This window comes from Paenibacillus sp. IITD108 (genome assembly GCF_036541265.1).
Classification (GTDB): Bacteria; Bacillota; Bacilli; order Paenibacillales; family Paenibacillaceae; genus Pristimantibacillus.
The window spans coordinates 143307-163034 of sequence record NZ_JAZHCT010000001.1 but is presented as its reverse complement, the minus strand read 5'-3'; the positions used below and the strand labels follow the sequence as shown (position 1 = coordinate 163034).

19 protein-coding genes are annotated in these 19728 nt (G+C 46.3%); 6 read left to right on the top strand and 13 right to left on the bottom strand.

The annotated features are described in order from the left end of the window. Nucleotides 1–273: 273 nt before the first annotated feature. On the bottom strand, nt 274–2520 hold the full coding sequence (locus V1L65_RS00715) for an FAD-dependent oxidoreductase (protein WP_331697122.1): 2247 nt from the start codon (nt 2518–2520) through the stop codon (nt 274–276). Nucleotides 2521–2650: 130 nt separating this feature from the next. Here V1L65_RS00715 and V1L65_RS00710 point away from each other — a divergent pair, with 130 nt between their 5' ends. The 3 genes from V1L65_RS00710 to V1L65_RS00700 all read left to right on the top strand — a co-directional run bounded on the left by V1L65_RS00710 (nt 2651) and on the right by V1L65_RS00700 (nt 5543). Then, the gene (locus V1L65_RS00710; RefSeq protein ID WP_331697121.1) at nt 2651–3439 is read left to right on the top strand and encodes an AraC family transcriptional regulator; all 789 of its coding nucleotides are present in this window, start codon (nt 2651–2653) and stop codon (nt 3437–3439) included. 107 nt (nt 3440–3546) lie between these two features. After that, entirely contained in the window at nt 3547–4293 is a 747-nt protein-coding gene (locus V1L65_RS00705) for an ABC transporter ATP-binding protein (RefSeq protein ID WP_331697120.1), read from the top strand. After that, nucleotides 4293–5543 (top strand): ABC transporter permease, encoded by a 1251-nt coding sequence (locus tag V1L65_RS00700; RefSeq protein WP_331697119.1) that lies wholly within the window; start codon nt 4293–4295, stop codon nt 5541–5543. Before V1L65_RS00705 ends, V1L65_RS00700 begins: the two co-directional genes overlap by 1 nt. Before the next feature lie 114 nt (nt 5544–5657). Here the strand turns inward: V1L65_RS00700 and V1L65_RS00695 are convergent, their stop codons facing one another. Both V1L65_RS00695 and asd read right to left on the bottom strand, forming a co-directional pair. Continuing rightward, the gene (locus V1L65_RS00695; protein ID WP_331697118.1) at nt 5658–6956 is read right to left on the bottom strand and encodes an aminotransferase class I/II-fold pyridoxal phosphate-dependent enzyme; all 1299 of its coding nucleotides are present in this window, start codon (nt 6954–6956) and stop codon (nt 5658–5660) included. A gap of 84 nt (nt 6957–7040) precedes the next feature. Further along, nucleotides 7041–7832 (bottom strand): archaetidylserine decarboxylase, encoded by a 792-nt coding sequence (asd, locus tag V1L65_RS00690; RefSeq protein ID WP_331697117.1) that lies wholly within the window; start codon nt 7830–7832, stop codon nt 7041–7043. A 174-nt stretch (nt 7833–8006) separates the two neighbouring features. On the opposite strand from asd, the gene V1L65_RS00685 reads away from it, so the two are divergent. Beyond that, entirely contained in the window at nt 8007–8702 is a 696-nt protein-coding gene (locus tag V1L65_RS00685; RefSeq protein WP_331697116.1) for an HAD family hydrolase, read from the top strand. A gap of 312 nt (nt 8703–9014) precedes the next feature. On the opposite strand, the gene V1L65_RS00680 is transcribed toward V1L65_RS00685, so the two are convergent. The 7 genes from V1L65_RS00680 to V1L65_RS00650 form a co-directional block, all read right to left on the bottom strand. After that, nucleotides 9015–10106: a YheC/YheD family endospore coat-associated protein gene (locus tag V1L65_RS00680; RefSeq protein ID WP_331697115.1), complete on the bottom strand. Its 1092-nt coding sequence runs from the start codon at nt 10104–10106 to the stop codon at nt 9015–9017. Continuing rightward, the gene (locus V1L65_RS00675; protein ID WP_331697114.1) at nt 10066–10563 is read right to left on the bottom strand and encodes a GNAT family N-acetyltransferase; all 498 of its coding nucleotides are present in this window, start codon (nt 10561–10563) and stop codon (nt 10066–10068) included. The genes V1L65_RS00680 and V1L65_RS00675 overlap by 41 nt, the downstream gene beginning before the upstream one ends. Then, nucleotides 10538–11710 carry a YheC/YheD family endospore coat-associated protein gene (locus V1L65_RS00670; RefSeq protein WP_331697113.1) on the bottom strand — a complete coding sequence of 391 codons (1173 nt, stop codon included), beginning with the start codon at nt 11708–11710 and terminating at the stop codon, nt 10538–10540. The genes V1L65_RS00675 and V1L65_RS00670 overlap by 26 nt, the downstream gene beginning before the upstream one ends. After that, a complete protein-coding gene (locus V1L65_RS00665) occupies nt 11710–13083 on the bottom strand; it encodes a YheC/YheD family endospore coat-associated protein (RefSeq protein ID WP_331697112.1) in 1374 nt (457 codons plus the stop codon). The genes V1L65_RS00670 and V1L65_RS00665 overlap by 1 nt, the downstream gene beginning before the upstream one ends. After that, the gene (locus tag V1L65_RS00660; protein WP_331697111.1) at nt 13080–14297 is read right to left on the bottom strand and encodes a YheC/YheD family endospore coat-associated protein; all 1218 of its coding nucleotides are present in this window, start codon (nt 14295–14297) and stop codon (nt 13080–13082) included. The genes V1L65_RS00665 and V1L65_RS00660 overlap by 4 nt, the downstream gene beginning before the upstream one ends. Nucleotides 14298–14313: 16 nt before the next feature. Further along, complete coding sequence (locus V1L65_RS00655) at nt 14314–15690, bottom strand: YheC/YheD family endospore coat-associated protein (RefSeq protein WP_331697110.1); 1377 nt, start codon at nt 15688–15690, stop codon at nt 14314–14316. A 236-nt stretch (nt 15691–15926) separates the two neighbouring features. Beyond that, on the bottom strand, nt 15927–16271 hold the full coding sequence (locus tag V1L65_RS00650) for a helix-turn-helix domain-containing protein (protein ID WP_331697109.1): 345 nt from the start codon (nt 16269–16271) through the stop codon (nt 15927–15929). A gap of 199 nt (nt 16272–16470) precedes the next feature. Here V1L65_RS00650 and V1L65_RS00645 point away from each other — a divergent pair, with 199 nt between their 5' ends. Together V1L65_RS00645 and V1L65_RS00640 are read left to right on the top strand one after the other, a co-directional pair. Then, nucleotides 16471–16941 (top strand): hypothetical protein, encoded by a 471-nt coding sequence (locus V1L65_RS00645; RefSeq protein ID WP_331697108.1) that lies wholly within the window; start codon nt 16471–16473, stop codon nt 16939–16941. A 73-nt stretch (nt 16942–17014) separates the two neighbouring features. Then, on the top strand, nt 17015–18364 hold the full coding sequence (locus V1L65_RS00640; protein WP_331697107.1) for a DRTGG domain-containing protein: 1350 nt from the start codon (nt 17015–17017) through the stop codon (nt 18362–18364). 128 nt (nt 18365–18492) lie between these two features. Here V1L65_RS00640 and V1L65_RS00635 read toward each other — a convergent pair whose 3' ends face one another. The 3 genes from V1L65_RS00635 to V1L65_RS00625 form a co-directional block, all read right to left on the bottom strand. Next, nucleotides 18493–18801, bottom strand: a complete 309-nt coding sequence (locus V1L65_RS00635) for a YtpI family protein (RefSeq protein ID WP_331697106.1) — start codon at nt 18799–18801, stop codon at nt 18493–18495. A gap of 75 nt (nt 18802–18876) precedes the next feature. Beyond that, a complete protein-coding gene (locus V1L65_RS00630; protein ID WP_331697105.1) occupies nt 18877–19395 on the bottom strand; it encodes a hypothetical protein in 519 nt (172 codons plus the stop codon). 2 nt (nt 19396–19397) lie between these two features. Continuing rightward, nucleotides 19398–19724, bottom strand: coding sequence for a YtrH family sporulation protein (locus tag V1L65_RS00625; RefSeq protein WP_331697104.1), 327 nt, complete (start codon nt 19722–19724; stop codon nt 19398–19400). Nucleotides 19725–19728: the final 4 nt, after the last annotated feature.

The following is a 19728-nucleotide window of genomic DNA, read 5'->3' as shown; positions in this document are numbered from 1 at the left end:
TATTTGTTCTAAGACCGGGGCATCGTCACTTTCTAGCGGTCACAAATGTCCCTTAGCAATCACTAACGCGTAATTCTATTTTCTAACGGACAATTTTGGCCATTAGGGCAGGTTTTCAGTAATAGTATCCCTCTAATAGCCGTATTACGGACATTTATGTCTCTTAGTTGCCAAGAACGCTGCTTTTTCGGCTGTAACGGTCATTTGTGACCGTTACAGCTCAGTCCCTGTTTCCTGATCACTTTGAAACGAAATTCAACTAACCTGAAAGTTTTAAGCGTATGCCCGCACCTCGATGATTTCAGCACAAGGCTCTCCGTTCGTTGCAGTTACTGTAATTCTAATGCGTTCAGTTGTAATCGCCGCTTCCAGCGCATGAATATGCTTACGTTTATGATTGTTTTTAAATTCGCCCACCACTTGCCATTCGCCCGCTGCAAAAGCCTCGATACGATAATCCTTTACAAGGTTTGGAATAACCTCGAAAGGTGTTTTATGATGATGCAGGTTAATCAGGTCTTCGTTGACATCATCATTAAACGTCAAATGAAGCGTGCTTATTTGAACAGGTTTAGCCCAGTTCAGCTCAAGCCATTCCTCTTGACCGTCCTTCATAGGCGCCGAGCTCCACAAATGCGGTCCGCCGTAAGGCCGGACAAAGCCATCGATCGCTTTTTCAGGTGCAAAAGCAGCAGTAGCAGCAAGGCGGAAGCAAGGTATTTTGCGCTCGAAAGGGCGGGTTCCCCATAATACAGCCGGCTGATCATGTGAGCGGTCCTCCAGCTGCTTGTCTACGGCAGGCTTCGTGCCCTTCAAATAGGCAAGGGCGCCTGTTCGGGTGCTTCCGGAGAAGTGAAGCTCCAGCGCATCATTGGCTTTAATAATAATAAAAGCGTTTTGCGCAAATGCCGGCTTCCACTGTAAATCAAGCTTAACCCATTGCTTGCTGCCGCTTGATATGCTGACAGAGGCCGATGTCTGCAAAACGTTTGGCACGTAGTTTTCGGCGCGGCCTGTATCCCATAGCTCTACGGTTAATGTTGTATCTTTGCTGGCATCAACAAGAAGCTCTAGCCCGTTAATTTCTGGATCTGCCGGAACTGTCAATCCGATGTCGCTGGACAGTGCAACTGTTTCGTCACTTCGCTGGACTGCGAGCTGCGATAATGTGCTTGATGCATTTACGTTTGCTGATAAAGCCAAGTCTTTTTCGTCTTTGTTAGATAATCCGATAACAGATGCATCCTGGCGAAGCAGCGTTTGCTGCAATTCCTGCAAATGATGATGATAAAGCTCGCTAGGCGTTACAGCTTTATCAGCGCATAAAGCAGCGCCTGTTCCAGCAGCCTCGCCCAACAATGCGCAGGTTGCCATAACGCGCGTGGAACCGAAGGCAACATGCGTAGCGCTTATATTGCGGCCGGCCATTAGCATGTTTTTCACATTGATCGAGTAGAGAGAACGAAACGGTATCGAATAAATGCCATCCGTGTGCAGATGCTTGGAGCCCGATTCCGTCGCATACATGCCTTGCGGCGGATGCAAATCGATCGACCAGCCGCCGAAAGCGACATTATCCTTGAATGGCAGCTGCGCAAGCACGTCGTTCTGATTTAGCACATATTCGCCTACAAAACGGCGGTACTCACGCTTGCCAGGTATGGAGCCGACCCATTCCAGCGTCATATTGTCCGCATCAAATTTTCCTGAGTTTTTAATATAATCCCAAATGCCGTATATGACAGACCAAAGCTCATCGCGGATTTTTTCGTTATCATGGACGGTGTCATGCTCGCCGCCCCATTCGATCCACCAGTATGCACAGCCATTGTCGCCGCTGCGAATAACCCGGCGTTCAGGTATGGTCGTCTTCGTAATGTCCTTGGCAAAGCTGGGCGCCACATATTTTACGGGATGACCGGCATCCTTTGTGTAAAAAAGCAGTGTGCTGCCAAGCGTAATATCGTCGGCGACCAGCGGTGCCCATTCTTCGTTATATTCTTCCTTGGCCTCGCGCCCAATCCGGTGCTTGGCGCCAGCCAAAAACCCAACCAATCCATCACCTGTACAGTCAATAAACACTTCGCTCTCATAGCGGATTCGTCTTTCTGATCCCATCATCCAGCCGGTAACGGAATGGATTGTACGGTCTGACTCATCTCCGCTTGCATCAACCTCATGAACGTCCGTATTGAGAAACAGCTGGATAAGAGGCTCTGCCAGAACAGTTTCATAAACGACCATATCCCAATAATAAGGATTGCCGTCCATATTGCGGAATTGATTCTCTACAAATAATTCACCCATAATGCCTGTTTCACGTGCATAGCGGTGAACGCCATGGCCCGTTGCTCCGCATACCCATACACGAACCTCACTGCTGGAATTTCCGCCAAGCACAGGCCGGTTATTGATAAGCGCTACGCTCTTGCCAAGCCGTGCTGCAGCTATCGCAGCGCTGACGCCTGCAAGCCCGCCGCCGATAACTGTAATATCTGTTTTTACGATTTCCTCTCTCACCGTGCTTCACTCCTTTAGTTAAAACATATCTATCATTTCAAATATTAATTTATAACATTGTTATTTAACATACATTCAATTATCATTAAGCATATACTTTATTTCACTTTCAATCATTTTGGAGGGGCAGATGCGGAACAACTGGTCGTTACTTCCGAAAGCTTACGTCTATTGGCATCAAAAACAGCAGTTTTTGTTGGATCAGGATAGATATAATAATTGGACAATGTTTGCCGTTGAAGAGGGTGTATTTCAGTTTGAAATCGGTGCGCATAGAGGAGAAGCTTTCTTTGGCGATATCGTCGTATGCCCGCCCGGGCTAGTATTTCATCGCAAAACAGTAGAGCCGCTAACTTTTCATTTTGTGCAATTTACATGGGATGTGGAGCCGACTAAAGAGCAAGCGGAGCAGATGACTGGTAAAATTACATTCATAGATACAGAAAGACTCGCGTCCACCTATCGGTATATACGCAGCCTTAACTTGACGGCCGGACAGGAGCAAAGCGGCAATCGCATCCGGCATTTGCTGGAGGATATCTGGTGGTTATATGGTCAGGAAAGCGGTAAAGCAGATAGGAATAGAGAAGAGGAAGCGGACGATCAGATGCAATATGCCCAACAATGGCTGCTGGCGCACGCCTTTGAACCGCTTTCTATCAGCAAGCTTTCTGATTTGCTAGGCATTAGTGCTGTTCAGCTTACGCGGAAATATAAAAGAAGCTTTCATATGACGCCGTCTGATTATGTAACCGGGCTGCGAATGGACCGGGCCTGCAGTCTGCTTGAAGAAACGACGCTTACGTTGGACCGGATAGCCCAGCAATGCGGTTATGAGAACGGGTTTTATTTGAGCCGCGTGTTTCGCAGCAGAAAGGGGCTTTCTCCGTCCGTTTATCGAAAATTGTATCAAGTATAGACGGCTTGAAAGACTTATTTTGAAATCCGATCCATATTTAGGTATGCTTAAATAAGAAAAGTATTGTGCAAGACTGGAATTGTATTCATGTTCATTGGGGTGAAGAGATGGAAAATATTTTAGAGGTCAGTCATCTTACCGGCGGCTACAGCCCGCGCAGGCCTGTACTGCATGATATCGATTTTTACGTAAAGCCGGGAGAGATGATCGGTTTGATCGGACTCAATGGCGCTGGCAAAAGCACGACCATCAAGCATATTCTCGGGCTTATGGAGCCACATAAGGGCGAAGTGAAGGTAAATGGCGTTACATTAAACGAGGATGCGCAACAATATAGAAGCTCGTTTGCTTATGTGCCGGAATCTCCGGTTTTGTTTGACGAGCTTACTGTCGAGGAGCATTTGCGTCTTACGGGGATGGCTTACGATGTGCAGAATCAGGCAGAAAGCCGGTCAGAGGGATTGCTCGACCAGTTTCAAATGCAGCCGAAACGCAAGGCATTCGCTGCCCATCTCTCCAAAGGGATGAAGCAAAAGGTAATGATTATGAACGCGCTGCTGGCAGCTCCGCAGCTTTATATTATTGATGAGCCGTTTCTAGGGCTGGATCCGCTCGGCATTCGTTCCTTGCTTGATCAATTGGTTGAAGTGAAGCGGCAGGGCGCGGCTATATTGATGAGCTCCCATATTTTATCAACGGTAGAGGCGTATTGCGACAGGCTGCTTATTATGCATAATGGGCGGCTGGCTGCACAGGGCACGCTCTCGGATATACGGCGTGCAGCGGGGGCTGACTTTAAGGAAGCTTCATTAGAGGAGCTGTTTTATTATTTTGTAAAGGAAGGGGCGAGCTAGTGTCCGTTCAAAGCGCATCATTAACTAAGATTTGGACTAGCAGATCGAGAGCCTTCCTGAAGGAGATATTCCCTTACATCAGAATTATGAGCATGAGCGGTCTGCCTGCCGTTTGTTCACTGTTTATTATATATTTCCTAATTAGTTATTTTTCTTTTATTCACAATATACCCGCAGGCTTCCCAATTGAAGCACTGGGTATAGCGTTACTGACGCTTGCACTTTGCTGGAGCCCGCTGCGCACCTGGCTTGTACAAGCCGATATTGTATTTTTGATGCCTAAGGAGCATCAGATGAAGCTCTATATGGAGCGTTCATACCGCCGCTCACTCGTGCAAGGAATGCTTCTGCTCGCTGTCATTTTATTGTTTTATTTGCCCGTTTACAGGCAAGCTGCTGAGCCTAATTCATTATGGCTTATCGCTGTTGCTGCAGCTGCTGTGAAAGCGGGAAACAGCTACTTTGGCTGGCGCGAGCGCCGCGTCGTTTACGACGGTGCCCGCATCTTGCTGCGCTGCCTGCGCTGGCTGCTTACTGCAGCCGCTGTCGCAGCATGGCTGATTGCAGCCTGGTGGCAGGCGCTGCTATTCAGCCTGCTGCTAGCTGGTCTGCTGGCAGCGCTGCACAGGCTGCCAGTCCGCTACAGCTTCGCTTGGGAAAGATTGATTCGTGAAGAAGCAGCGACGCGCAAAAGATATTATTTGTTATTCGGCATGTTTACAGACATTCCGGCGCTTATGACCCGCCCTCATCGCCGCAGCTATCTGGCGTGGCTGCTAAGCAAAATTAAATACGGCCCACAGCACGCCTATATTTATTTGTACGCAGCCGCTATTATTAGGCTAGAGCTTAGCGGCATCATTATGCGTTTGATCGCCCTCGGCAGCTTTGTACTGTATTGGGCAGCCAGCGCGGCAGCCTGGTCAGGCTATGCAGCGAGCCTAATAAGTATATTTTGCTTGCTGCTTATCGGCTTGCAGTTGGGCAGCCTTATGCAGCTTCATAAAGAATCTGTCTGGAAGCATGTATACCCGCTATCCGAGAAGGACAGGGTGAAGCAGTTTATTACAGTTGACCGATTTGTATTATTGATCAGCGCGGTTTGGTTATGTGTGGTGCAGGCCGTTCCGCTTATGCTGCAGGGACTTTATACGCCTGTAATTGTAAGCGCAGTGTTCTCCGTTCTGTATATGGCATGGCGACCTAAGCGTATCGAGAAGAAGCTGACCAAGCTGCTTCAAGATTATTGATTATACCAAGGATAAATGGATTCACCGACCTTTGGAAATAACCGATGAAATAGGGAACAGGTAATAAAAAACGCGAGCTTCGGGCTGATCCAGCCTCGAAGCTCGCGTTTTTTATTATTTTGCCGACAGTTCGCTTACCGCTTTGTAAATAGTATCGAACAATTCTTCCAAATACTCCTCTTCTATACAGGAGAAGGCTACGCGCAGATCGGTTTCGCCAAGCGCAATGGTACCGATGCCGTATTCATTTAGCAAGTGGAGACGAACCGTCTCTGCTGAAATATTAACCAGCTTCAAGCACATGAAATAGCCGGAGTTAAACGGATAATATTGAAGCGTGTCGCTATAACGTCCGCTATCAAGCAATTGCTTAACGCGGTTTGCTCTGCCTTTCATAATGTCGAATTTTTGCTGCTTCTGTTCTTCAAATAGCGGCGATTGCAGAGCGCGCAGCACAAAGGTTTGAGAAGGATGCGGGCCGCTGGAAATCGTGGAGCGGATAATACCGAGCGTTTTTTGCTCCAAAGCAGATAAAATATCGGCAGAGGAGGAAGCGTACGTAATAAAACCGACACGGAAGCCCCATACATATTCCTCTTTGGTTGCGCCGTCTATTTTAACCGGTAGAATGCGCGGATGCAGATCGGCTAGCTGCGAGAACAGCGATTCCTGCAAGGAATCCTCGAAGAAAAGGCCGAAGTAAGCATCGTCTGTAACGGCCACGACATTAATGCCGGCCTCAGCTGCTTCCTTCAGTACAGCTACGATTTCCTGACCCTCCTGCGGACCAGGCGTATAGCCAGTCGGGTTGTTAGGGAAATTCAAAATAACGATTGCTTTTCCTTTATCCTTCTGAGCAAAGAGCGCTTCGCGTAGGCCTGTGCTGTTGAATTTCATAGCATCATTGTAAAGCGGGTATTCAACAATTACAGCGCCGCGGCGAACGCCAAAAGTCAGCTCGTAATTTTCCCAATTTTTATTCGGTATAATAACAGCGTCATCAGCATCTGCGAATAAATCAGCTACGATGCTAAGGCCATGTGTAAGTGCGTTAGTAACAATTGGATTGCCGAAGCTCTTCGTTGCAAGCGATGGATTGTCCTTGATCATTTTGGCTTTCCATGCGGACCGCAGCTCAGGCTTTCCAGCTGGCGGAGCATATTCATAAATATCCTTTGGCTCATAAGCGCTTAAAGTTTCCTGAATCACTTCAAGGTGCATAGGCTTGCCGCCTTCAGTTGCGATTCCAATTGTGGCATTGAATTTGGATGCTTTGGTCTTGGCTTCAGCAGATTGGCTAAGGATGCCTACTTTTGGGAAGTAGATAGCTTTTCCGAGCGAAGAGAGCATCTCGCCAATATGCGGGTTTTCCTTATTAAGCGTGTCATTTAATTGCTTTGCAAGTGAATTCATGAACATCATTCCATCCTTTTAGAAATCAATCATTAGCATACAGAATATTATAGCACTTTTATAGGCGGCAAACTATGGTTTAGCTTATTTTGGAGCAACAAATGTCCCTAATCGCTCGCCCATTTTTACTTTGCTGCCAAGGCTGAGGTCGGCTCTCGGTTCAAAGGTATTGTTTTCAAGCAGCAGCACGACTGTGGAGCCGAATTCAAAGTATGCGAGCTCGCTGCCTTTTTGAGCTTGATCTGAGAGCGGAAGTGCATATTGAATGCTGCTTACATTCATCGCCCCCACCTTTACCACTGCGATTTCGCCGGTGTCATGCTTCATATAAGTAATAAGCCTTTCGTTGCGGCTCAGCACTCGTTTCATGTGGGTAAGTCCAAAGTCGTTGACCGGGTAAACTTTGCCGGCAAGATGCTTGCGCCGCTCGATTAAGCCATCGACAGGAGAGTGGATACGGTGATAGTCGGTAGGGCTCAAATAAAGCACGAAATAAAAGCCGTTATGGTATAGCCTTGCATCCTCACTGCTGTTAAGCAGCTCACTGACGCTGTAATTTTGGCCTTTTACACTCAGCATAAGCCCGTCTTCAATCGAACCAATGCCAGTTATAAGCGCATCGACCGGGCTAACGCAGCTGTCAGGCGCAGGATCGATAGATCTGGCTCCCGGCTTTAGGCGCCTGGAAAAGAAAGCGTTTAAGGTACGATATTGATCAATTGGCTTTTCAGCCTCTTCGATTTTTATATTGTACATTTTCGCAAATCGTGCAATAAAAAGACGGCTGGCAGCTGATTTGGAAAATGCTCCGGTTAGCTTGGAAATCCATTTGCGTGAGCTGAGCTCAGTCATAGATCGAAGCAATAATTTTGACATAGAAAAAGAGGTCACAGCCTTTCTAACAATAGGAATAATTATGCATACTGGTCATAGTGTGACATATGCATTTTGTTTTATCAATACTAATTAACATATTGTTCAAATTGAAATGGTTGCTAGCTCAAAGAGCATCGAGTATGATTTAGGAAAAGATTTGTGAGGGAGATCATTATGACAACTGGAACGACGCTCAAGCTGCCAGAGGCATTAATATTTGATATGGACGGAACACTGCTGGAAACGGAAACCTTGCTGACCGGTGTCAATCAAAGATTGTTCGATACTTTGCGCGAAGAAGGGCTTTATATGGAGGAAGCGCCGCCTGTTTCGGCGCTGCTCAGCTGCCTCGGCATGCTGCTCGAAGATATTTGGAAAACGATTATGCCCGGCAGCTCCGAGGAAGCTCGCGAGCGTGCCGATGAGCTGCTGCTGCAATATGAGATTGAAGGATTGGCTGCAGGGGAAGGCGAGCTTTATCCGGGCGTCGCAGCAACGCTTGCCGCGCTTAAGGAAAAGGGAGTTAAGCTGTTTGTTGCCAGCAACGGGCTGGAGCAGTATGTACGCAAAATTGTCGAGCACAAAGGCCTTGGCCATCTGTTTACAGACTTGTACAGCGCAGGGGAGTATAACACTTCGTCCAAGGTGGATTTGGTCGCTATGCTGATGAAAAAGCATGGGCTAACTTCAGCATGGATGGTAGGGGACCGCTCCTCCGACATAGAGGCTGCGCATGGCAACGGCATTGCCGGCATCGGCTGTGTTTATGCAGGCTACGGCAAGCCGGACGAGCTAGCCAAAGCAGACGCTGTTATTGCTCGCTTTGAGGAGCTGGCGGACATGCTTGATCAAGCCAAAGCCGCAGTTTAATCAAGGATAAAAAAATCACCCTATAATCAACTGCCTTAATTGCCTAACGGTTGCCAGACAGGCTATTTCGATTATTTTAGCTCATTTGAAAATGTAATGGTTGTCATGAGCGCTATTGTACCCTTTCTCGAGCAAAATCAGTGCTTTTTGGTAAATTAAGTGCAATAGCAACCGTTAGAAAATTTAAACCATCATTTTTGCACGAATAGCGATTGTGGCAACCCTTAGAAGTTCATTAGAAGCCATCATTGCTTAGTATATTAAAAAAAGTCCAATCCGCTGCTGATCTTGCCAGCCTGGATTGGACTTTTATTATTTTTTTATGCACCATAATGCGTACTTAAGCGGATTGGTGATCGCTTTCTGGTAAACCTCGGTTTCCCCAGCTTGAATAAAAACCTCTCTTGCAGGCTTAGGATTTACTTCAATCATCCATATATGACCGTTGCGGTCAATCGCAATATCGAAAGCAAGCTCGCATAAGCTGCCGTAAGATTTTTCCAGAAATTGCGCTGCATCTACCCCGAAGCGTTCAGCTTCCTCCTTAATGGAGGAAATGGAGGATTCGTCATTAATCCACTCGCGCAGCAGTTTTTCCATAGGCACTGCTTTTCCGCCGCCGTGCAAATTTGATGTAATGCTGCCTTGAGCGCCTACACGTCCTGCACAACCGGTTATTTGCCATTTTCCTTCGTCGTTTTTCTGTACGAGCATTCGATAATCATGGACGCGGCCGTTATCAAGCTTCAGCTGAATGCCCTGTTGCGCAATGTAGCGCGTGCTTTTTAAATTCCAAGAAGATATGAAGGTGATGAGCGCAGCAAGGGTAACGCGTCTTGGACGAATGATTTTGCGTTGCTGATCCCGGCCCTGCACATAATATAAGCCGCTTTTCAATCTTTCTATGCGCAATATGCCTCTTCCGCCAGTACCGCTTATCGGCTTCATGTATACGATCGAAAATTTGCGCAGCATATTCGTCACATCGGAAGTGCTGGATACATATTTGGTCACCGGCAAATAAGGCTTGAACTGTTCATCCTTGTTTAATGTTGTATGAACCGTCCATTTGTTGCGCAGCGGCTTATTTAAAAATTTCAAGTGACGATAATGGGAACGGAATTTTAGGAGCTGCTGGAATCGATGTGATTTTTGCAGGCGGCAGCGATCGTATATTGCATGTGGAAGGGAGGTCCATTTTCTTTTCCAGGTTTTATTTTTTGGATTAAAAAAAAGGGCATGAATACGATTTTTTGAATAATTTACATCTTGAGGGGTAAAGACAAAAACTTGAAGACCAAGCTGCTGTCCAGCTATTGTCATTTTTTCATAAATGGGTCTTTCCTCAAGAGCTCTACCTTCATTAAGATAAAGCGTTAGAATGCCAAGTACTGGCGGAGCCATCTTGAAAACCCCTTTCGAAACGCAGCGTCGATTTCCCTGTTGGTCCCTTGTGAAGCTGAACAGCCTTGAAGCCAAATTTAAAGCAAAGCGCCATGCTTGCAATATTATCTGCCGCAACATTGCAGGTCAGTTTGCCTTGCGACTGCAGCAGGGCATTCATAATTGCGCTGCCTGCCCCGCGGCCGCCGGCCTCGGAATGGGCGACAATAAAGCAGCCGTCCATTCCGTAATTATCTGCAAAGCCTAATGCAATTGGCTTACCTTGATGTCTTACTGCGGCAATGACAGCTGGGCTTCTGCCGTCACTATTTGTCACTAGTTTATTGGGGTCGAGCTGTTGCAGCGCTCGAAAAGCGCTTTTCGTAATTTTTTTTCTGCCATGACGTACGATAAAGGCCAGCCACATGCCTTTTTCCAGCATCCATTGCTCATTAGTAAGTTTTGTTGCGAGAAACACTCGCCTCAGCTACTTCCTTTGATTTCTTGTTCATTAAATAGTGGCTGTATTGAAAAATTCTTTCTAATGATTTTTGGCGAATTTGCGGCTCATCGAATTTCATAGGTTTAGCATTGGCCTCAAATATCCATATATTCCCTTCTATATCTACACCCAAATCCATAGACATTTCTCCAAGCTTCCGTCCGGAGCCTCTTTCGATTTGACGAGCTACCCGCAAAGCAGTAGATTTTACATCGGCCAATATGTTGACGGAATGTTCATCATCAAAGGAATAACGGAGCAGCTTCTCCGGCTCCTCAATTTGACCGCCGCGCGGCACATGAGTCGTAATGCTGCGTGCTCCTGCAAGCCTGGCTCCGAGCCCGGACAGTTCCCATTTGCCGTATTTGTTTTTTTGAACCAAGGCGCGCAGATCATAGCTGCGGTCCTGGTATGATGCGAGTTTAATGGCTTGCTGTACAATATATGCTTCCCTGTTTCGCTGATTTTGTATTTTTAGCCATAGCTTTCTCATCGTGGAGCAGTAGTAGGTGGAGCTTTTTTTATTTAGTTGAATTTTCAGCCTGTAGGGCAGCGTTTTTTCGGTCCGATAAGCGACGGTCATAATGCCGTTGCCTGCCTTGCCGCTTACTGGCTTCAAATATAGATTGGCATGCTTCTGCAGCATCCGATCCAGCACTTCGATAGATATGAGCCGGCGGGTATTAGGAACTAGCGACATCGTTTTTTCTGATTTATTCAGCCATTTATAAAGGCGCCATTTGTTGAAGTAGTACGGATTGAATAAAAAGAGATTAGGATAATCGCGGCAAGCCTTGAGCTTAGCTCTGACTGCAGGCTCTTTTTCATGCTCCCGCTGCGGAATCCGATTATAAATGACATTAGGAAAAGGCAGGTTTTCCCGCTGCCATTTGTTATTCTCTTCGTCAAAAATAAATCCTTTGAGATGGCTGCGTCCTAAAATCAGATTTTTTACAGTCAGTACATATACAATAAAGCCCATGCTGCGGCCTTTATTAATAATATCGATGAAATTTGCTCGGTTGCCTAAAAATGAACGTTTGTTATTATCGACAGTTAGAATAGCAAGTACCGGGGGATTCACATTGGGCTCTTTATTTCTGAAAGCTCTAACTGTAGCCATTAGCTGCTCCCTCCATTAAAACGGCTTAAATATAAGCAGTGATCAAATATATAAGATAAGGAATCACGACCTTCGGCTTTCAGCGCAGGGTGCTTGAAAATGGATCTTCCTGGCTTGGCATTGGCTTCGAACATCCAAATTTCACCGGTATTGTCGATGCCGATATCAAGCCCCAGCTCGCCAAGGCGGTGCGGATAATTGCGTTCAATCGCCTCAGACAGCTTGATGGAAACCTGCTTGGCGCGTTCCAATACTTCGTCAGCCTTGTCGCCAAATGTTCGATGCAGCGCGTGCATAGGCGTCAGCAAGGACCCGCCGCTCTTTACATGGGTGGTGACACTGCCGCGTCCCGCTTTTTTTGCTCCTATTCCTGCAGGAACCCATTCGTTTCGCCCGTTTTTATGCATATGAAAACGGAAGTCGATCGGGCATTTATCCATTTCTATAAGCCGAATGCCTTGCTGAACGACATAGTTTTCAAGCTTGCTGCCATGTCTGGCCTGCAGCATGCGCATTAAACTGCCAAAGTTTTTAAAACGCATCAGGACATTTTGATTATTGCGTCTGAATCTGGCAAAATAGCCGCGTCCAGGCTGGTAGGTAAGTCTGTAAATGCCGATACCAAGACTGCCGCCTGTTGGTTTGTAATAAATAAATTGATGCTTTTCCAGCATTTCTTTAATCGTTGCCGGTGTCGGATTGTTTATAGACTCCGGCAAATGCACCAGAGCCTCCGGATCATTGTCCAGCAATCGATATACATCCGATTTATTCAAGAAGCTCCAGTTAAAGAACGGGATAGAATGATTGACAAATCTTTCCCGAAAAGCGCGCAGGGAGGTGGAGGCCTCAGCTCTGCGATTAGGCAGGCGGTTGTAAACAACATCAGGCAAAGGAACGACTTTGCGAGTCCAGCCGCCTTGTGGATTTAAGAAAAAGCCATTGACGGTTTGCTGCCGCCAGTTAATATCATTGGGGGTGAAGCCGAATATAAAGGCTCTTTTTTCTCCAACGCGAATGATTTGCTTTACTAAACTTGCCCGAAGGCCGAATGGATAACTCTCTCCTGGCCGCAAAGTATCAGTTAAAATACCGACAAGCGGGCCAATTCTAATCTCGTCTGGACCAACCGTTTGAATAGATATTTGTCCTATCTTTGGAACGCGAAGAGCTTGCCGGACTCCTGAGGAAATATAGATAACTTTGCTGGATCGATTCAGCTTTCTAATCGCAGCTTTGACGGTTGCATTTCCCATTACAATATGAACCGCTCTTTTTCCTTCAAGCTCGAGCTGTTTGAGCAACGGATTGGACAAATAAATAACATTGTCGTATTGAGAAGAGAAGCGTATGTTACAAGTTGTCAAACTCATCGATGAACCTCCTGAACGTTGAGAGGCCGCAGCCTGCTATTGTTAGCTATGAGCTGTTGGCGGCCTTGATTTGCGACACGAAAAACATGATTGGGTTTGGAAATGCCATACAAATATTTGGCGTAGTGCAAGGGCTGCAGGATGGATAGCGATTGAGCGGCAATATCTCCGGTCGCTTTAAAGCTGCTTCTGCCCGGCTTGGAGTTTACTTCGAGGAGCCAGAGCGCCTGCTGCTGATCCAAGCCAAAGTCAAAGGCCAGCTCGGCAAATTTGCCAAGCCGCCGCTCTAGAGTATGAGCTGCCTGCACACAAATGGCTGTTAAAGTGTTGCGCAGCAGCTCAAGCTCTTCTTTGCTGTACCGGGAAGCAAGGAATTGGTCAATCGGGTAGGCGGTGCCGCCTCCATGCAGATTCGAAGTAACTCCGCCTGATGAGCCGCAGCGTATTGCTGCTCCTGTCAACAGCCAAATTCCTTTATGGTCCTTCTGCATTAGAATTCGGATATCGAAGGGGCGGCTCATATGATCGGTTAATGATAATAAAGGCTGCATAATATAGCGTCTGCTTTTAATTATTGTATGGAGCTTTTGGAATAGTGCTGCTGTATTTTCAATATTTTGCATAAAAGGGCGATTGCTCCTCGTGCGGCCTCTAATATGAATGCGCTCGGACGCTGCTTGTTTTTGTATGCTGATAATGCCTCTGCCCTGCATGCCGGAAATAGGCTTAATAATAAGGCCGCCAGGTTTTTTATTTAGCTGCTCTATCATTTGCAAATGCGAAGTGAGCAGCATTGTCTCGGGCAAATAGGGCAGAAGCGCATCGTTTTGCTTGAGTATGCGGTAGACCTTCCATTTTGACGGCAGAAATGCATTGAGCCGCTTGAACGGTTTCTTGCAGTGCATAGCATGCAGAAGCATCCGGTTGCTTAGTGCTGCAGCTGGGCTGGAGGCAAAGCTGCGGTCATAGATCAAGTCTGGAAGCGGAACCTGCTGTTTCCGCCACCCCGTCTCCAAATACCGGTAACCAGTCAATAGGCCACGCTGGTTATAATCGGCAGGCTGAAACAAATAAAGATCAATGGCTAATGTTTTGGCGGCAAGGGCAAGCGCCTTGCACAATTGCGGTTCGCCAATCGTCAGCTCTTCAGTCCCGTGATCATATGCCAGAGAGGAAACCATTACGCCAAGTTTTAAGGTTGATCGCTCAGCCATGCTGCTTTGCCCCTTCCTAAAATTTGGATAAATATTTGGAATAGGCCAGCAGCTTCTTGACAGAGGGGCGAATCTTGCCTTCCTGCCAGGGAGTGTTGTCGTTTTTAGACGGTTTTGAATTGACTTCCAGAAGCCATATTCGCCCAGAGCGGTCAAGGGCAAAATCAATTCCGAGCTCTCCGAAATGCCCCTCAATGCCATCTTCTATTCCCTGCGCAATTAATAGTGCGGCCTGTCTAAGACGGCTGGCGATTTCGTACCCGCTTGAGCGGCCCAGCATATTGGATCGGCTAATCGCTTCCTCCACCTTGCATAACGTTCCGCCGCGCGCTAAGTTGGATACAAAATGCTGATTGCCGGCAATTCTGGCTACTACCGAAGTAACAGACCATTCGCCCAACTTGTTTTTTTGCACTAATGCCCTGAAATCAACCGGCCTTTTTTGAATTTCTATCAGCTGCAGGCCTTGCTGCACTTGATATCTGCTTCTTTTTTTACTGAATAAATTGGCATACAGCTTTTGCAGGCTGTTGAACTGCTGCTTGCGGCTGCCGCTACTCGTTGCATGCTGGGCATGATAGCTTGTTTGCTGATCATGTGAAATGCGTATGATGCCTCTGCCCATGCTGCCTGTAACCGGCTTAATAAACAGCGTGTTATATTTGGAACTCATATTTTTTAAGGTGGCGAGGCTTTTAAGGGGCTTTGATTCCGGCAAGTAGCGATTAACGCTGCGATTGGAGCTCAGGGCACTGAAAACTTCAGTCTTATTCAAAAATTTTTCATTAAAAACAGCCGTATTGTGATGCTGCACGGCATTTTGCAGAAATTGCTGCACACTGGGCAAATTTTCTAATTTTCTAGTCGTTAAGCGATTGTATATGACGTGAGGCAGCGGCATGGGGTGCTTTCTCCAACTGCCGCCGTTATACGTCCAGCCTTGTACGTAGGAGACTTCATGATTTAATTGATTCGGGGTGAAGAAGAAAACCTGCCCGCCTTGCAGGCGGCATGCTTCAGCAGCTTCCATGCAAAACTGTGTGATAGCTCCGAAGGGATTATCAGGCGTATCCGGGTATTCTCTGCTCACAAGGATGCCGATTAACGGGCCAAGTTCTAGCGTCGTATTATGTGCTGTATATTTTAAGTGCATATAATGTTTTGTTTTCGGGCTAAAGCCTAATATTTCGCCTACGAATGGATTTAATTTAATGCCGTTTTGTTTTTCAGCAGGAATAATGCGCATTTGCTTCCTGTAGGAACCAAACTTTAAATTGATCGGCTGTGCCGAAGGGATTTTCCATTGCTTAACCAATGCTTCGCCTAATGTCATTACGTCATTCTGAAGCAGGTTGGAAGGGGCTATCCCGACGGCAACTTTTGTTTTGGACATGATAAAACTCCTTCCAGTCAGGAAACCTGGCTGCTGCCTAAACGAATTGCGACTGAATCGTAATACCCTATCATATGAGGACATAAATCTCTTGGTGAATGCATGGAATAGGATAAATGCAGGGGATTTGGGAGAGGGTCAAGCTCATTTTTTGAATGTTGAGAGGACGTCGGAACCGTTTATCCTTAAAAATAAAAGATCGAGCACAAGGGCTTGCGCTGCCCGAGCTCGATCTTTTACAGGTCTTTGAATTGAACCATTTGTTTAACCAACTTATAAATGACCTCTTGTTCCTTTAAGCTTAGCCCGTTTAATTGGTGAGAAATTTTTTCGGCGTAATCTGAGTCATGCTCTTCTTTAGGTGAGGAGGTTTGCAACGATACGATTTTCTCCAGCGGGGTATTAAGGGCAATGGCGATTTTACCCAATACGTCGATCGTCGGATTTTTTTCGCCACGCTCTACTTGTCCCATATAAGAAGCGTTAATCTCAGCCCTTAACGCAAGCTGTTCCTGGCTAAGCCCTTTAGATTTGCGGATATTTCGAATATTATCGCCAATTTGCCTTACAATATTGCTCATAAAGTCACCTCAGCCTAACGATAGAGCTTTGTATTGACGGCAACAACGTTATATAGGATGTATATTTTTTAGTGACTATAGTCATTGACCGAAAGTGTGAATTTTATTATAATAATTACAAATATTTCAAATATGATAATATTTTCTTTCTTTTGAAATTAAATGAAATTCCCGAAGCTTGAAAAGGAGATATGAGACAATGACAGATGAATCTAATCTTCATCGTAAAGTGCGAGCATATTATTTTAATGCTGCTTTTCAAATGGAATTTTCTTACGAATTTTCTCACCGCTTTATGAAAAAGGCTTCCGCATACGGTTTTTTGAATTGCAATGTGAATGCCCCCATGCAAGTAGTAGAGTATCAAGTAGATTTGGAGACTGACTTGATCATCAGGCCTTATAGCGAGCATAATACATTTCTATTCATGAACGAATACAAAGCAATTCCTCCGCAGCGGGTAGTAATTAAAGATTATGTGATTTACAAAATGAACTATAAGGTGCCGATTACATATGACTGGAAGCAATTTATACAGGAGGGGGCTGATCATGCCGTTAGCCTGCCTATGATGCAGCAGCTGCTGCGCAAGCAGCTAATTTATGATGAGAATAAAGTTCCCATGGATATTTCAATTAAGGTGAACAGCCTATATGTGGAATGGAAGTAGCCGCGCGAAGTTTCCTATTGCATCTGAATCTCCTATAATAAGCAATAAGAGCAGGTTGGGAGGTATTTTAACGATGACATTACAGCATAGCGCCGAGGCTGGGAGCAAGCACGAGCAAGTGCTTCAATATATACAAGGCTTGCAGGTTGGGGAGCGGATATCCGTAAGACCGACTGCAAAGCTGCTGGAAATTAGCGAAGGAACCGTATATAAGGCATTCAAGGAAGCAGAGGCTATCGGTCTGGTTAGCACGCGAGAGCGGATCGGCACTGTCCGAATCGACCGCAAGCGCCGTGATGCTGTAGAACAGCTGACATTTGGCGAGGTTGCAGACATTGTGGAGGGACGATTGTTTGGCGGCGGGCTTGGACTGGATAAGACGCTTCATAAATTTGTTATCGGAGCGATGGAGCTTGATGCAATGCTTCGATATATCGATGAAGGAAGCCTCTTGATCGTAGGTAACCGAGTGAACGTGCATCGCTGCGCGTTGGAGCAGGGCGCCGGTGTATTAATTACAGGAGGCTTTGAGCCAAGCAGCGAGGTAATCGCCTTGGCAGAAGAACGCAGCTTACCGCTGCTGTCCACCAGACATGATACATTTACAGTCGCTTCAATGATCAACAGAGCGATGTATGACCGGCTTATTAAGCGCAAAATTATTTTGATTGAAGATATTGTAACCTTTAGCAGGCCTGCTGATGTTTTGCATACTAGCCATTCAGTTGCCCGTTACCATGAGCTTTCCTTGGAAACCGGCAGCACCAGATTTCCTGTGCTGGACGACCGGGGAAAAGTTGTCGGCATGATGACCGCTAAGGATGCAGTCGGCGCTTCACCTGAGAGCGGCATCGACCGCATCATGACGCGTCATCCAATAACAGCAGCGCCTAATATTACACTTGCCTCGGCAGCTCATACTATGGCTGCTGAAGGAATTGATATGCTGCCGATTGTGGACAGGCATCGCAAGCTGCTTGGTGTCGTGACGAGACAGGAAGTGCTCGATGCAATGCGTTTTGCCGGCAAGGAGCCGCAGTCGGGCGAAACGTTTGAGGATTTAATGTGGAACGGATTTTTACTAGAGGCCACGAACAAAGAAGATGAAGCGGGAATTGCCTATTCCGGCAGAATGTCGCCCCAAATGTCAGGAACGCTGGGCATGGTGTCGGAGGGGTTGCTTTCCACCCTTATGGCGCAAGCAGCCAGAAGAATGATTAAAGAAACGAGTAAGCGGGATTTTCTTATGGAGAGCATGACAACCTACTATGTAAGGCCTATTCAAATTGACAGCGAGATTATGATTAAGCCTTCCTTGCTGGAGATGAGCCGTAAATATACGAAGCTGGAAATTGAAGTACAGGACAAGCAGGGGCTGGCGGCCAAAGCGATGATGACAGCCCAAATTATTGATCCTTACTAAGAGGACCGAGAACAAGATTGGGACTGGAGAAGCGTCAGCGTCTGTTTTGTAAGCTGATTTTTACCTTTAGAGAAAAGTTGTCGATTCATTGTCACAATGAATCGACAGCGGTTGGCAGCATGAATCTGCTACATTTTTTCTTGCTCGATCCGTTTGCGAAAGATGGAATGGTTGCGCAGCCCTGCGAACAGATTGAATATACCAAGCACAAGGAACAAGGCGCCTATTACGATGCGCATTGTTGACTCAGCAGATAGCAGCAGCTGTACGCCTGCGATAAAAATAAGCATAATTCCCATGCTTATATTCATGCGGGCAGTATGCAGACCTCTTATGTTATGTGCTTGTTCCCGGCGTCCTTTAAAGCTGAATACGACGGACAGCACGAGTGTAATCATAATTCCAGGCGCAAAAAACCATTGCAATAATTGATCCATCTAGCAGTGCACTCCTTTGTAGTGGGAAATCATCTAAAACTGATAAGCATTGTAACATAAAAAAGGCCGCAAGTCTCATGAAGACGGCGGCTTTATATATGTACGAACAGTTATCCACACATGCAGTACATTGTCTACAACCAGAACCGTTTTGATTTCTACCACATAATCCTTCTCATACACATCGTTATATACTTTTCGTTCCAGTAATTTTCGGGCGAATTGAGCGTTGGAGTCTATCTCGTAAATGCTCTGTCCGAGGAAGCTGGACAAATCTTCTCTTAATCGTTTAATGATTTCTGCTTCGGTCACTTTGTCGAGATGCGGGCGCTGTGATTGCGAGCCTGCCTCGTTTTCAATGCGGGGAGTAATGCTTTTAATAACAGTATGCTGATTTTTATATTGATTCAATTGCTTTATATCATCCTCGTACTGCCTTATTTTAGCGAGCAGCTCGATCCGATTATTAACCAGATTATCCATCTGCACGACATAGAGTGAATGATAGATAAGCGCGCCGATAATAAATCCGATCAGCAGCACGCCTATGAGCTGCATGGCTCGTGTGAACTTCTCGAAAGGAGGTACACGCACGATTATGCAGCTCCTTTGCATACCAGCTTTATTAATTCTGTTGCCAAATGCGCACCTAGAAAAGCAAATATTATAAAGCAAACCTGCTGAGCAGCCGGGGAAAGATGGCCGCCTGTAATATTGCTTTCAATAACCCGGATAGGGTCTACTGAGCCGCCTATCGCAGCTACGATAGCCCATATTTTCAGTCTCGTGGCAGTGTCGAGCATAACGGCTGCAGGCGGCATAAACATAAATGCAGCGCCAATGCTTGCAAGCAAGGAGCCTCCAAGCACGATTCCAAACGCTATAAAAAAATCGAGTCCGGCTTTAGTTAAAAAATAGCTCACCGCG

What these genes read in the sequence shown, in the direction of transcription:
- V1L65_RS00710 (WP_331697121.1), top strand. Translation starts at nt 2,651, where the DNA reads ATGCGGAACAACTGGTCGTTACTTCCGAAAGCTTACGTCTATTGGCAT.
- V1L65_RS00705 (WP_331697120.1), top strand. Translation starts at nt 3,547, where the DNA reads ATGGAAAATATTTTAGAGGTCAGTCATCTTACCGGCGGCTACAGCCCG.
- V1L65_RS00695 (WP_331697118.1), bottom strand. Translation starts at nt 6,956, where the DNA reads ATGAATTCACTTGCAAAGCAATTAAATGACACGCTTAATAAGGAAAAC.
- asd (WP_331697117.1), bottom strand. Translation starts at nt 7,832, where the DNA reads ATGTCAAAATTATTGCTTCGATCTATGACTGAGCTCAGCTCACGCAAA.
- V1L65_RS00685 (WP_331697116.1), top strand. Translation starts at nt 8,007, where the DNA reads ATGACAACTGGAACGACGCTCAAGCTGCCAGAGGCATTAATATTTGAT.
- V1L65_RS00680 (WP_331697115.1), bottom strand. Translation starts at nt 10,106, where the DNA reads ATGGCTCCGCCAGTACTTGGCATTCTAACGCTTTATCTTAATGAAGGT.
- V1L65_RS00670 (WP_331697113.1), bottom strand. Translation starts at nt 11,710, where the DNA reads ATGGCTACAGTTAGAGCTTTCAGAAATAAAGAGCCCAATGTGAATCCC.
- V1L65_RS00665 (WP_331697112.1), bottom strand. Translation starts at nt 13,083, where the DNA reads ATGAGTTTGACAACTTGTAACATACGCTTCTCTTCTCAATACGACAAT.
- V1L65_RS00660 (WP_331697111.1), bottom strand. Translation starts at nt 14,297, where the DNA reads ATGGCTGAGCGATCAACCTTAAAACTTGGCGTAATGGTTTCCTCTCTG.
- V1L65_RS00655 (WP_331697110.1), bottom strand. Translation starts at nt 15,690, where the DNA reads ATGTCCAAAACAAAAGTTGCCGTCGGGATAGCCCCTTCCAACCTGCTT.
- V1L65_RS00650 (WP_331697109.1), bottom strand. Translation starts at nt 16,271, where the DNA reads ATGAGCAATATTGTAAGGCAAATTGGCGATAATATTCGAAATATCCGC.
- V1L65_RS00645 (WP_331697108.1), top strand. Translation starts at nt 16,471, where the DNA reads ATGACAGATGAATCTAATCTTCATCGTAAAGTGCGAGCATATTATTTT.
- V1L65_RS00640 (WP_331697107.1), top strand. Translation starts at nt 17,015, where the DNA reads ATGACATTACAGCATAGCGCCGAGGCTGGGAGCAAGCACGAGCAAGTG.
- V1L65_RS00635 (WP_331697106.1), bottom strand. Translation starts at nt 18,801, where the DNA reads ATGGATCAATTATTGCAATGGTTTTTTGCGCCTGGAATTATGATTACA.